This window comes from Lelliottia sp. (genome assembly GCF_045627565.1).
GTDB lineage: Bacteria > Pseudomonadota > Gammaproteobacteria > Enterobacterales > Enterobacteriaceae > Enterobacter.
The window spans coordinates 15,820-29,030 of record NZ_JAZQNX010000044.1 but is presented as its reverse complement, the minus strand read 5'-3'; the positions used below and the strand labels follow the sequence as shown (position 1 = coordinate 29,030).

Here is a 13,211-nt window from a genome sequence, read left to right as displayed (position 1 = left end):
GGCTCCTCGTCCTTCCCGCATGGGCAGAATATGCAGTGCAGAATTTTGATTTGAAAGAGGTGCTGTCTGGAAAGATGGTGGTGGGGGAAGGATTACTCAGCGCGATGCGCTTCGCCCTTCAGGTCGTTGCCTGCGGCAACGCTTTCTCGCTGCGCTCGAATCGAACCTTGGTCGAAGTTTCTCATCCTTCCCGCATGGACGGAATATGCAGTGCAGAATTTTGATTCGAAAGAGGTGATATCGGGGAAGATGGTGGTGGGGGAAGGATTCGAACCTTCGAAGTCGATGACGGCAGATTTACAGTCTGCTCCCTTTGGCCGCTCGGGAACCCCACCACGGGGTAATGCTTTTACTGGCCTGCTTCCTGTTGGAAGCGGGGCGCATCATATCAAATGACGCGCCCCTGTAAAGCATTCCTTTCTTTAAAATGAATCAGTTGGCTGCTTTTTATTCGTAAAGGTGCAAAGCTAATCAATTCATTTTATGAAGGATTAAAGAATAATCGTTCTGTTGCCGTAAACAAAGACGCGCTGCGCCAGCACCTGATAGAGCGCGCGACTCAACACGTTCTTCTCGACATCGCGTCCCGCACGCATCATATCTTCCGCTGTGTACGTATGATCCACGTGAATGACGTCCTGCATGATGATTGGACCTTCATCCAGATTGTCATTGACGTAGTGCGCGGTGGCACCCACGATCTTCACGCCACGCTCGTACGCCTGGTGATAGGGGCGCGCGCCAATAAAGGCCGGCAAGAATGAGTGGTGAATGTTGATAATTTTGTTCGGAAAGCGTGAGACAAACGACGGCGTCAGGACGCGCATGTATTTTGCCAGCACCACGTAATCCGGATCGTGCGCTTCAATAGCCTGAGCCATCAAATCGTCGTGTTCTTCGCGGGTATGGCCTTCATGGCTCACCAGCTCGAACGGAATATCAAAACGTTCAACCAGGGTGCGCAGCGTATCGTGGTTGCCGATGACCGCAGCAATCTCAACGTCCAGACCACCGTAATTGGCTTTCATTAACAAATCGCCAAGGCAATGCGCTTCTTTGGTGACGAGAATGACGACCCGACGACGGCCGGAAGGGGTTAACTCACGAACTGAGCCTTCTGGTAACGCGCCATCAAGATCGGCGAGCAGGGTCGTGTCGTTGAAAATCCCTTCCAGTTCGGTACGCATAAAGAAGCGTCCGGTACGGTGATCAACAAACTCATTGTTCTGCACGATGTTTAATTCGTGCTTATAACAAATGTTGGTGATACGAGCGATTAAGCCCTTCTGATCAGGGCAAATGGTACGCAGTACTTTGCGTTGTAGTGATTGCATCGCGAGGAAATCCTGTTGAGTGTTTGCTTGTTATTGGTGGTCAGGCATTATTGCCCGCAACACTTTTTAAATTTTTTACCTGAGCCGCAAGGGCAGGCGTCATTACGACTAAATTGCGGACGAGTACCATCAATATAGTACCATTGTCCGCCCTCAAGAATGAACCGCGAGCGTTCAATGATGGCACCCGGTTTATCATGCTCAATGAAACGCGCGACAAAACTGACAAAACCTTCATTCGCTGTTTGACCGATTGAGGTTTCGTAAATCGTGAGACCCTGCCATTGCGTGTTGGCGAATCCCGAAACGATCTCCTGGCGAAAATCAGCGGCCTGGCACGACGGATGCCAGGTTTTGATCAGATAGTCTGCGTCTTTGATCACAAAAGCTGTGTATCTGGAGCGCATAAGGTGTGACGGGTCCGGAGCTAGCTGGTCGCCAGAAAGATATCGTTGGCAACATAGGCTATACTCGAGGGCGCTACCACAGGGACAGAGTTGAGTCACAATGCTCTTCCTGGAATAATAAACTAATGGCGTCTTAACGCCTGGACGGCACTATGTTAACTGAGCGGTAGCGATGACGCTACGCCGGGAATTCAGGGGAAGTGAAGCAGGGCTAATGAGAAAAGTAAAAATAGGTCTGGCGTTGGGCTCAGGTGCAGCGCGGGGCTGGTCACACATTGGTGTGATTAACGCATTAAAACGAATCGGCATCGACGTTGATCTTGTTGCAGGCTGCTCCATTGGTTCGTTGGTCGGAGCCGCCTACGCGTGCGACAAAATGCCGGAGCTGGAATCGTGGGTACGTTCGTTCAGCTATTGGGATGTCTTGCGTCTCATGGATCTGTCGTGGCAGCGTGGTGGACTCCTGCGCGGCGAGCGCGTCTTTAATCGCTTTCGCGAAATCATGCCACTCGATAATTTCAGTCATTGCCAAATGCCGTTCGGCGCAGTGGCAACCAATCTCAGTACGGGCAGAGAATTGTGGTTCACCGAGGGTGATCTCCACCTGGCCGTGCGCGCGTCATGTAGTATGCCGGGCTTGATGGCGCCGGTTCCTCATAATGGTTACTGGCTGGTCGATGGTGGCGTCGTCAATCCGGTTCCGATCTCTCTGACGCGCGCAATGGGCGCGGATATGGTGATTGCCGTGGATTTACAGCATGACGCCCATCTGATGCAGCAAGATTTAATGCCGATAAATGTTCAGAGCGAAGAGCCGGATATTGATAAACTCGTCTGGCATGCACGCCTGCGAGAGCGCTTAGGGCGAATCGCCACACGTAAAACGGTCACGGCGCCGACGGCGATGGAGATCATGACGACCTCAATCCAGGTGCTGGAAAATCGACTGAAGCGCAATCGAATGGCGGGCGATCCGCCGGACATTCTGATCCAACCTTTCTGTCCGCAAATCTCCACGCTCGATTTTCATCGCGCCGACGCCGCCATCGCCGCCGGTGCGTTAGCCGTCGAAAAGAAAATAGATGAGTTGCTACCTTTGGTGCGCACCACCGTATGAGCACCCGTATTTTGATGACTTCAGCAAATTCTGACAGGCGATAGCTACAATAGCGTGCCACTATTTACCTATTGTCTGGCAGGGGAGAGAACATGACACAGCCATTGACCGGAAAACACATTTTAATAGTTGAAGACGAGCCCGTTTTCCGTTCGCTGTTGGATTCGTGGTTATCCTCTTTGGGCGCGACCACGACACTGGCTACCGATGGTCAGGACGCCCTGGAAAAATTAGCCGACATGACGCCGGATCTGATGATTTGCGATATCGCCATGCCGCGTATGAACGGCCTTAAGCTGGTTGAGCATTTACGCAATGAAGGTGATCAAACCCCGATCCTGGTTATCTCGGCGACAGAAAACATGGCTGATATCGCTAAAGCGCTGCGCCTGGGCGTACAAGATGTGCTGCTCAAACCCGTCAAAGATCTGAACAGATTGCGCGAAACCGTGTTCGCTTGCCTTTATCCGAATATGTTTAATTCTCGCGTCGAAGAAGAGGAGCGTCTTTTCCAGGACTGGGATGCGTTGGTCAGTAATCCGCATGCCGCTGCGAAATTATTACAGGAACTTCAGCCGCCCGTTCAGCAAAATATATCGCATTGTCGCGTCAATTACCGTCAGTTGGTTGCCGCAGACCAACCTGGATTGGTGCTCGATATCGCCCCGCTCTCTGATACCGATCTCGCCTTTTATTGCCTGGATGTGACACGAGCCGGTGATAACGGGGTATTAGCTGCATTATTATTGCGTGCCCTGTTTAATGGTCTCTTGCAGGAACAACTTTCTCACCAGGGACAACGACTTCCTGAATTAGGGACGTTGCTTAAACAAGTCAACCATCTTTTCCGCCAGGCAAGTTTGCCGGGACAGTTTCCGCTGTTAGTCGGGTATTACCATAGCGAGTTGAAAAACCTTATCCTGGTCTCCGCGGGCCTTAACGCTACGCTTAATACCGGCGAGCATAATATTCAGGTCAGTAATGGCGTGCCGTTAGGCACCATGGGGACGACATATTTGAACCAAATAAGCCATCGCTGTTCATCATGGCAGTGTCAAATTTGGGGTGCGGGCGGGCGTTTACGCTTAATGTTGTCCACGGAATAAGCAGTTGAATTTTATTCTTCAGATAGCTTTATCTTCGTTTTACTGGCAGTGCTACTATCGTTGCCAGTTTGATACGTATTTATCCTAATTGATCGGTAACGCGCCCTTTTCAGACCCGGATCACATTGCGAGACTGATATACTGAACGCGTTATTTATTGCATAAAGTTCAAAACTTGAACAGTTCAGGAGATTTCAATGGCTGCCCTAAATTCGAAAGTTACAAAGGCCGTTATCCCAGTAGCGGGATTGGGAACCAGGATGCTACCGGCTACTAAGGCCATTCCGAAAGAAATGCTGCCGTTGGTCGATAAACCATTAATCCAGTATGTCGTTAATGAGTGTATTGCCGCGGGTATTACGGAAATTGTACTGGTAACGCATTCGTCTAAAAACTCTATCGAAAACCATTTCGATACCAGTTTTGAACTTGAAGCCATGCTGGAAAAACGTGTTAAACGTCAGCTGCTGGAAGAGGTGCAATCTATTTGTCCGCCACACGTCACCATTATGCAGGTGCGTCAGGGTCTTGCTAAAGGCCTGGGCCATGCGGTGTTGTGCGCGCATCCGGTTGTGGGTAACGAACCCGTCGCGGTTATCCTGCCAGACGTGATTCTTGACGAGTTCGAATCGGACCTGTCTCAGGACAACCTCGCAGAGATGATTAAACGCTTTGACGAAACCGGCAGCAGCCAAATCATGGTAGAGCCAGTGGCAGATGTGACGGCCTACGGTGTGGTTGACTGTAAAGGCGTTGAGCTGAAGCCGGGTGAAAGTGTGCCGATGGTAGGCGTCGTAGAGAAGCCAAAAGCAGACGTTGCACCGTCTAACCTCGCAGTGGTGGGTCGCTATGTGCTGAGCGCAGAGATTTGGCCGCTGCTGGCGAAAACCCCTCCAGGAGCGGGTGATGAAATCCAGCTCACCGATGGCATTGATATGCTGATCGAGAAAGAGACGGTTGAGGCTTACCACATGAAAGGTAAGAGCCACGATTGCGGTAATAAACTCGGTTATATGCAGGCTTTCGTTGAATATGGTATCCGTCACAATTCACTGGGCGAAGAATTTAAAGCCTGGCTGAAAGACACGATGGGTATTAAAAACTAATCTGAGCACTCAGATGTATGTAGCCGGTATCAGTCACATGATATCGGCTTTTTTATGTCTGATAACGGGTATAAGCTGATTCTTAAGGAAGCATGAGGAAAGGTGTGTGGCTATATAATCGGGTGTAAGCGGATGTATCGGTATAAATTACGGCCATAAAAAATCCCGTATTAAACGGGATTTTTCTGAAAGGCAGGGGATTAATCCTTGATAAGGAAATCATCCAGCTGTTTGCCTTGCTCTTCCATGGCTTTCTTGATTACTGCTGGCGTACGGCCTTGGCCAGTCCAGGTTTTAGTTTCGCCGTTCTCGTCAACGTAGCTATATTTAGCTGGGCGAGTTGCACGTTTTGCTTTAGTGCTGGTTTTAGCAGCAGACATGCTGCTCAGTAATTCGTTTGGATCGATACCGTCGGCAATCAGCATTTCGCGATATTGCTGAAGTTTACGAGTGCGTTCTTCGATTTCTGCAGCCGCAGCGCTCTCTTCTTCACGACGTTCAGTCACAACAACTTCTAATTTTTCCAGCATTTCTTCCAGCGTTTCGAGGGTGCATTCTCTTGCCTGCGCACGAAGAGTACGGATGTTGTTCAGAATTTTAAGTGCTTCGCTCATTTTAGTAATCTCAAACTTATAATGGGGGGTTTGTTGTCCTAATAATAGAGTGATAATTTAGGATGTGCAATAGGTGGGAATGTAAGGAATTCAAAAAATACATAATATCTGGCGCTAATATTAATTACGTTAACTTAAATTTCATTGTCAGGATGGCGGGCTTGTTATCATCACTAATGGCATCAACCGTTAGGCAGCATGTTTGTTAAGTGACATTCCGGCAGGTGATTATAGTTACGGCGCATAAATATCAACCTTTTGTATTACCCCATCCGCAGGGGGTCTTATTGCCAGAATAGTTAATAAATATTGAATTTACCTGTTCAACAATTCCATTATAAAAAGTCATGACTTACGCGGCTATAACCTCTCGCCTGACAAATGGAACATGAGATTACTGCATGTTTTAACATGTTATTTTGTTAATCACTCCTGAATGCTGACATTGCCCATGCGCCTGCTTTGTGGTTCGTCACACTGAGGATGAGGCAATTTATGGTACAATCATCCATCGGGAATATTACACATTGATTAGGGTTTAACGACCAATGGCACAACTTTATTTCTACTATTCCGCAATGAATGCAGGCAAGTCTACAGCGCTGCTGCAATCCTCTTATAATTATCAAGAAAGGGGCATGCGTTCGCTCGTATACACCGCTGAGATTGACGATCGCTTTGGTGCAGGAAAGGTGAGCTCACGTATAGGCCTGTCGTCTCCGGCAAAGCTCTTTAATAACGGAACCGATTTACTCAGCGACATCCGCGCTGAACATGCTCTCAAGCCGATTCATTGCGTTCTGGTAGATGAAAGTCAGTTTTTGACGCGTCAGCAGGTCCACGCTCTTTCAGAAGTCGTTGATGAACTCGATATTCCCGTCCTGTGCTACGGGTTGCGTACGGACTTTCGCGGTGAGCTGTTTATCGGCAGCCAGTATTTATTGGCCTGGTCAGACAAACTGGTCGAATTGAAAACGATTTGTTTCTGCGGCCGCAAAGCCAGCATGGTGCTTCGTCTTGATCATGAAGGGAAACCCTTCGCTGAGGGTGAACAGGTCGTCATAGGGGGCAACGAGCGCTATGTATCCGTGTGCCGTAAGCACTATAAAGAAGCGCTAGCGGTGGGGTCTCTTACAGCCCTCCTTGAAGAGAATCGTCATTAGACGTGATCATGCGTTTTTGCTGATGGATGTTTACCAGACATAAAAAAACCCGCCAATGGCGGGTTTTTTATTTAAGCTATCAATTAAGCGTTTTTCTTCACTTTTTTGTCAGCTTTTACAGGTGCATCAATTTTCACTGCAGCTGTGTCGTTTTCGCTGAATTCGCGTCCGTAGAAAGTATCAAGCAGAATCTGTTTCAGCTCGGAGATCAATGGATAACGCGGGTTAGCGCCAGTACATTGGTCATCGAATGCATCTTCAGACAGCTTATCAACATGTGCCAGGAAGTCCGCTTCCTGAACACCTGCTTCACGGATAGATTTAGGAATGCCCAGTTCAGCTTTAATGCTATCCAGCCATGCCAGCAGTTTCTCAATCTTCGCCGCAGTACGGTCACCAGGAGCACTCAGGCCAAGATGGTCAGCGATTTCTGCGTAGCGACGACGAGCCTGCGGACGGTCGTACTGGCTAAATGCTGTCTGCTTAGTCGGGTTGTCGTTAGCGTTATAACGGATAACGTTCGAAATCAGCAGGGCGTTCGCCAGACCGTGAGGAATGTGGAACTGAGAACCCAGTTTGTGGGCCATTGAGTGACACACACCCAGGAAGGCGTTAGCAAACGCGATACCCGCGATGGTCGCAGCATTGTGAACACGCTCACGCGCCACTGGGTTTTTAGAACCTTCGTTGTAAGACGCTGGCAGGTTTTCTTTCAGCAGTTTCAGTGCTTGCAGAGCCTGACCGTCAGAGAATTCACTCGCCAGGACAGAAACGTAAGCTTCCAGTGCGTGAGTAACGGCATCGAGACCACCGAATGCGCACAGTGATTTCGGCATATCCATCACCAGGTTGGCATCAACAATCGCCATATCTGGAGTCAGAGCGTAATCAGCCAGTGGGTATTTCTGACCCGTCGCATCATCAGTCACAACCGCAAACGGAGTCACTTCAGAACCGGTACCAGACGTGGTGGTGACAGCAATCATTTTCGCTTTCACGCCCATTTTCGGGAACTTGTAGATACGTTTACGGATGTCCATAAAGCGCAGTGCGAGTTCTTCGAAGTGCGTTTCTGGGTGTTCGTACATAACCCACATGATTTTCGCGGCGTCCATCGGGGAACCACCACCGAGTGCGATGATCACGTCTGGTTTAAATGAGTTAGCCAGCTCTGCGCCTTTGCGAACAACGGTCAGGGTTGGGTCCGCTTCAACTTCAAAGAAGACTTCAGTCTCAACGCCCGCAACTTTCAGAACAGAAGTGATCTGGTCTGCATAACCGTTATTGAACAGGAAACGGTCAGTCACGATGAGCGCACGTTTGTGGCCATCAGTAATCACTTCATCCAGCGCGATTGGCAGTGAGCCACGGCGGAAGTAGATAGATTTCGGAAGTTTGTGCCACAACATGTTTTCAGCTCGCTTAGCAACGGTTTTCTTGTTGATCAGGTGCTTAGGACCAACGTTTTCAGAGATGGAGTTACCACCCCATGAACCACAACCCAGAGTCAGGGAAGGCGCGAGTTTAAAGTTATACAGGTCACCGATACCACCCTGAGACGCCGGGGTGTTGATCAGAATACGTGCAGTTTTCATTTTGTCGCCGAAGTACTTCACGCGCTCAGGCTGGTTGTCCTGATCGGTATACAGGCAAGAGGTATGACCGATCCCGCCCATCTCAACCAGTTTTTCTGCCTTCATTACAGCGTCTTCGAAGCTCTTAGCACGGTACATGGCAAGAGTAGGGGACAGTTTTTCGTGCGCAAATGGCTCAGATTCATCAACAACGCTGACTTCACCAATCAAAATTTTGGTGTCAGACGGAACCGTAAAGCCTGCCAGTTCGGCAATTTTAGCAGCCGGTTGACCAACGATTGCTGCGTTCAGTGCACCATTTTTCAGAATGATATCCTGAACGGCCTTCAGCTCTTTACCCTGCAGCATGTAACCGCCGTGGGTCGCAAAACGCTCACGCACTGCGTTGTATGCAGAGTCAACAACGATAACTGACTGCTCTGACGCACAGATTACGCCGTTATCGAAGGTTTTAGACATCAGAATAGACGCAACAACACGTTTGATATCGGCGGTTTCGTCGACAACAACAGGGGTGTTACCGGCGCCAACACCGATTGCAGGTTTACCGGAGCTGTATGCTGCTTTAACCATGCCTGGGCCACCAGTTGCCAGAATCATGTTGATATCTGGGTGGTGCATCAAAGCGTTGGACAGTTCTACAGAAGGTTGGTCAATCCAACCAATCAGATCTTTTGGCGCACCCGCTGCGATAGCTGCCTGCAGAACGATATCTGCCGCTTTGTTTGTCGCATCTTTAGCGCGTGGGTGTGGAGAGAAGATAATTGCGTTACGGGTCTTCAGGCTGATGAGTGATTTGAAGATAGCGGTGGAAGTCGGGTTGGTTGTCGGAACGATACCGCAAATGATGCCAATTGGCTCTGCGATAGTGATAGTACCGAACGTATGATCTTCATCCAGAACGCCACACGTCTTCTCATCTTTATAGGCGTTGTAGATATACTCTGAAGCGAAGTGGTTTTTAATCACTTTATCTTCAACGATACCCATGCCAGATTCGGCAACAGCCATTTTAGCGAGAGGGATTCGAGCATCTGCAGCAGCCAGTGCGGCCGCGCGGAAGATTTTATCAACCTGTTCTTGGGTGAAATTGGCATATTCACGCTGGGCCTTTTTGACGCGCTCAACGAGTGCGTTAAGTTCAGCGATATTAGTAACAGCCATAATGCTCTCCTGATAATGTTTAAACTCTTTTAGTAAACCAGCGCTCAATACGACACCAGTATAGCCGAGGTGTCAGTACTTGCTTAACACACAATAAAACAAAGGTTTACTGAGGTTCGCAATCAACTCTCCGGCACTAACTTACTAAAAGAGCCTGACTTTAGCATCATCCCTTTTTATGAGGCCCACTCCCTGTTGGTGTCATCAAGATTACTCACTTCTGAGTACGGAAAACATGATCTGAATCAATTTATACCGAAGCTGATACCTTTCAGCACGGGTATTTTGAGTAATCATATCAAGTGTTAAATAATTACAAAAGTAATGGAATCGAATATTCCATCAGTGACACATATACTTAACACATGAAATTCATAGCGTTTTGGAGCAGATTTCTGGTGAAGTATGCTGATAAAAAGCGTATCTTCAGCGCGGATTTACTCCCTTTAATTAATTGTTCGGGCCATGCTGATTTGCGGAGCTAATTGTGACCCCATTGCTCTTTGATTTTTCTACCTATTTCAAATTTTTTATTGGTTTGTTCGCACTCGTTAACCCGGTGGGGATCATCCCAGTATTCATTAGTATGACGAGCTACCAGACGGCGGTTGCCCGAAATAAAACTAACCTGACAGCCAATCTGTCCGTAGCCATCATATTGCTGACGTCACTTTTTCTTGGCGACTCGATTCTGCAAATCTTCGGTATCTCCATTGACTCCTTCCGTATCGCGGGTGGCATTCTCGTCGTGACGATTGCGATGTCGATGATCAGCGGCAAATTGGGGGAAGACAAACAGAATAAGCAGGAAAAATCAGAATCCGCGGTTCGCGAAAGCATAGGCGTCGTTCCACTTGCGCTGCCTTTAATGGCGGGGCCGGGTGCGATCAGTTCCACTATCGTCTGGGGCACGCGCAACCATAATCTGGTGCATTTGATCGGTTTTTCTATCGCTATTGCGCTTTTTGCGCTGTGTTGTTGGGGCGTGTTTCGCATTGCTCCCTGGCTTGTACGTTTACTGGGGCAAACCGGTATCAACGTAATCACCCGAATTATGGGCCTGTTGCTGATGGCGTTGGGCATCGAATTTATTGTGACGGGGCTGAAAAGTATTTTCCCGGGTCTGGTAAATTAATTATTTCATATGAAAGGGCGGAGCCTGTGGCTCCGTTTTTTTTCGTTATTATCAGCAAATCATATAAATAAAGTTGAAATCTTCACAAGAAATAATAATTTCCGCTAATAAATCACTTTCTTTACGTTTCAGTAGCTTAGTCGTTTCCCTCTCTTTTCTCTGCGCATAAACCGCGCAAACAGTCTGTTATTTTAATCACATGATACTCTGGGGCTTGCTGTGAGATAACTGAAATGTTATTAGTAATTTCAACATTCCCCTAGATGAATGTGCTAAATAATAACCAGTTGTTAAATTTTTGTACAAATACGAGTCGATGATAGCGCAGCGAAGCGCGACGAGAGATGAATCTCGCTATCACATTGAATGTTCTGTGTTTTCAATGTGTCTGTAGTACGGCAAGGCTGCCCTCACCGAAAACCCCATCGTAGTAAAAGAGAATTGCTTAACAAATTTGCAAAATGTATTGGCGCGAAATTAAGCCATTTGGTACTTTCCGGCCTTATATTTTGCTCCAGTATTCCTGTAGATGAGAATGATTTTCAAATATAACGCTCATCTCAGCCTGATATCACACGTCTCAAAACAGGGGAGGCGTGTCAGGAATCGACGCAAGGTGGCCACACGAGTCATCAGCAATAAGTAAAGTCGGTGATAGCAAGAAGTAAACGACCTGACAGCAGCTCAACTCCTGCGTTGTTCAGGACCCCTCAGGGGAATTAAACAGGCTGGTTATAAAACCAGTAATTATAATGAGTGGAGTATCAACACAATGTCCATCATCACAAAAAAAAATCTGATTGCCGCGGGAATTTTCACTGCGCTAATCGCGGGTAATATGGCAATGGCTGCCGAAGTGCCTGCCGGAATTACACTGGCAGAAAAGCAAACCATGATTCGTAACAACGGTGCAGAGCCACAGTCTCTTGACCCGAACAAAATCGAAGGCGTTCCGGAAGCAAACATCAGCCGCGACCTGTTTGAAGGTCTGCTGATTACCTCAACGAAAGACGGTCACCCAATCCCAGGTGTGGCTGAAAGCTGGGATAATAAAGACTTTAAAGTCTGGACATTCCATCTGCGTAAAGACGCAAAATGGTCCAACGGTGAACCTGTCACCGCACAAGATTTCGTGTATAGCTGGCAGCGTCTTGTTGATCCTAATACCGCGTCCCCATATGCGAGCTATCCGCAATATGGTCACATCCTGAACGTTGATGAAATCATCGACGGCAAAAAGAAACCGTCTGAACTTGGCGTGAAAGCAGTTGACGACCACACTCTGGAAGTCACGCTGAGCGAACCGGTTCCGTATTTCTACAAATTGCTGGTTAACCCGGCAATGTCCCCGGTCAATAAAGCCGCCATCGAAAAATTTGGCGAAAAATGGACACAGCCTGCGAACATCGTGACCAACGGTGCGTATAAGTTGAAAGACTGGGTTGTTAACGAACGTATCGTGATGGAGCGTAATACCAATTACTGGGATAACGCCAAAACCATCGTTGATCAGATTACTTATCTGCCTATTTCTTCAGAAGTCACTGACGTTAACCGCTACCGCAGCGGTGAAATCGACATGACCTATAACAACCTGCCGATTGAACTCTTCCAGAAACTGAAGAAAGAGATCCCGACAGAAGTTCACGTCGATCCGTATCTGTGTACTTATTACTATGAAATCAACAACCAGAAAGCACCGTTCAACGACGCGCGCGTTCGTACCGCGCTGAAGTTGGGTCTGGATCGCGATATCATCGTGAACAAAGTAAAAGCGCAGGGCGATCTGCCTGCTTTCGGTTATACCCCGCCATATGCTGACGGCGCGAAACTGACCAAACCTGAGTGGTTCACCTGGACTCAAGAAAAACGTAACGAAGAAGCAAAAAAACTGCTGGCTGAAGCGGGCTACACCGCTGACAAACCACTGAAATTTGACCTGTTGTATAACACGTCAGATCTGCACAAAAAACTGGCGATCGCCGCGGCATCCATCTGGAAGAAAAACCTGGGTGTTGACGTGAAGCTGGTTAACCAGGAGTGGAAAACCTTCCTGGATACCCGTCATCAGGGCAACTATGACGTGGCGCGTGCAGGCTGGTGTGCGGATTACAACGAACCAACATCCTTCCTGAACACGATGCTTTCTGACAGCTCGATGAACACCGCGCACTATAAGAGCCCGGCGTTTGACGCGATCATGAAAGAGTCTCTGAAAGCCACCGACGAAGCGCAGCGTTCCGCTCAGTACGACAAAGCGGAGCAGCAGTTGGGTAAAGACTCTGCGATTGTACCGGTTTACTACTATGTGAACGCGCGTCTGGTGAAACCTTGGGTTGGCGGTTATACCGGCAAAGACCCGATGGACAACATCTACACCAAAGATCTGTACATCATTAAGCATTAATGGCAATCCGTGGGGCAAAGCAATTTGCCCCACTGTGTCTTAACTCATCGCACTAACTACACG

Annotated in this window: 10 protein-coding genes, 1 tRNA gene and 1 other RNA gene; 6 read left to right on the top strand and 6 right to left on the bottom strand. The window is 48.3% G+C overall.

Annotation, left to right across the window (positions count from 1 at the left end; genetic code table 11):
• Positions 1–75 precede the first annotated feature (75 nt).
• The 4 genes from ACKI5T_RS20255 to ACKI5T_RS20240 all read right to left on the bottom strand — a co-directional run bounded on the left by ACKI5T_RS20255 (position 76) and on the right by ACKI5T_RS20240 (position 1,840).
• A non-coding RNA gene (locus ACKI5T_RS20255) (RtT sRNA) lies at positions 76–206 on the bottom strand.
• A gap of 44 nt (positions 207–250) precedes the next feature.
• A tRNA-Tyr gene (locus ACKI5T_RS20250) sits at positions 251–335 on the bottom strand.
• A 156-nt stretch (positions 336–491) separates the two neighbouring features.
• Positions 492–1,334, bottom strand: coding sequence for a formyltetrahydrofolate deformylase (gene purU, locus ACKI5T_RS20245; RefSeq protein ID WP_012017694.1), 843 nt, complete (start codon positions 1,332–1,334; stop codon positions 492–494).
• A gap of 47 nt (positions 1,335–1,381) precedes the next feature.
• Positions 1,382–1,840, bottom strand: a complete 459-nt coding sequence (locus ACKI5T_RS20240) for a YchJ family protein (protein ID WP_407439761.1) — start codon at positions 1,838–1,840, stop codon at positions 1,382–1,384.
• Between the two features lie 115 nt (positions 1,841–1,955).
• On the opposite strand from ACKI5T_RS20240, the gene rssA reads away from it, so the two are divergent.
• From rssA to galU, 3 genes are all read left to right on the top strand, one after another.
• Entirely contained in the window at positions 1,956–2,858 is a 903-nt protein-coding gene (gene rssA, locus ACKI5T_RS20235; RefSeq protein ID WP_407439759.1) for a patatin-like phospholipase RssA, read from the top strand.
• 92 nt (positions 2,859–2,950) lie between these two features.
• Positions 2,951–3,964: a two-component system response regulator RssB gene (gene rssB / locus ACKI5T_RS20230; protein ID WP_407439757.1), complete on the top strand. Its 1,014-nt coding sequence runs from the start codon at positions 2,951–2,953 to the stop codon at positions 3,962–3,964.
• Positions 3,965–4,161: 197 nt separating this feature from the next.
• Positions 4,162–5,070 (top strand): UTP--glucose-1-phosphate uridylyltransferase GalU, encoded by a 909-nt coding sequence (gene galU, locus ACKI5T_RS20225; protein WP_012017690.1) that lies wholly within the window; start codon positions 4,162–4,164, stop codon positions 5,068–5,070.
• A 200-nt stretch (positions 5,071–5,270) separates the two neighbouring features.
• On the opposite strand, the gene hns is transcribed toward galU, so the two are convergent.
• Positions 5,271–5,684, bottom strand: a complete 414-nt coding sequence (gene hns, locus ACKI5T_RS20220) for a histone-like nucleoid-structuring protein H-NS (protein WP_407439755.1) — start codon at positions 5,682–5,684, stop codon at positions 5,271–5,273.
• A gap of 548 nt (positions 5,685–6,232) precedes the next feature.
• Here hns and tdk point away from each other — a divergent pair.
• Positions 6,233–6,847 carry a thymidine kinase gene (gene tdk / locus ACKI5T_RS20215; RefSeq protein ID WP_012017688.1) on the top strand — a complete coding sequence of 205 codons (615 nt, stop codon included), beginning with the start codon at positions 6,233–6,235 and terminating at the stop codon, positions 6,845–6,847.
• Positions 6,848–6,930: 83 nt separating this feature from the next.
• Here tdk and adhE read toward each other — a convergent pair whose 3' ends face one another.
• The gene (gene adhE, locus ACKI5T_RS20210; protein WP_407439753.1) at positions 6,931–9,606 is read right to left on the bottom strand and encodes a bifunctional acetaldehyde-CoA/alcohol dehydrogenase; all 2,676 of its coding nucleotides are present in this window, start codon (positions 9,604–9,606) and stop codon (positions 6,931–6,933) included.
• Positions 9,607–10,093: 487 nt separating this feature from the next.
• Here adhE and ACKI5T_RS20205 point away from each other — a divergent pair, with 487 nt between their 5' ends.
• Both ACKI5T_RS20205 and oppA read left to right on the top strand, forming a co-directional pair.
• Entirely contained in the window at positions 10,094–10,741 is a 648-nt protein-coding gene (locus tag ACKI5T_RS20205; RefSeq protein ID WP_407439751.1) for a YchE family NAAT transporter, read from the top strand.
• A gap of 772 nt (positions 10,742–11,513) precedes the next feature.
• Positions 11,514–13,148, top strand: a complete 1,635-nt coding sequence (gene oppA, locus ACKI5T_RS20200; RefSeq protein ID WP_133630125.1) for an oligopeptide ABC transporter substrate-binding protein OppA — start codon at positions 11,514–11,516, stop codon at positions 13,146–13,148.
• The last annotated feature ends 63 nt before the right edge of the window (positions 13,149–13,211 follow it).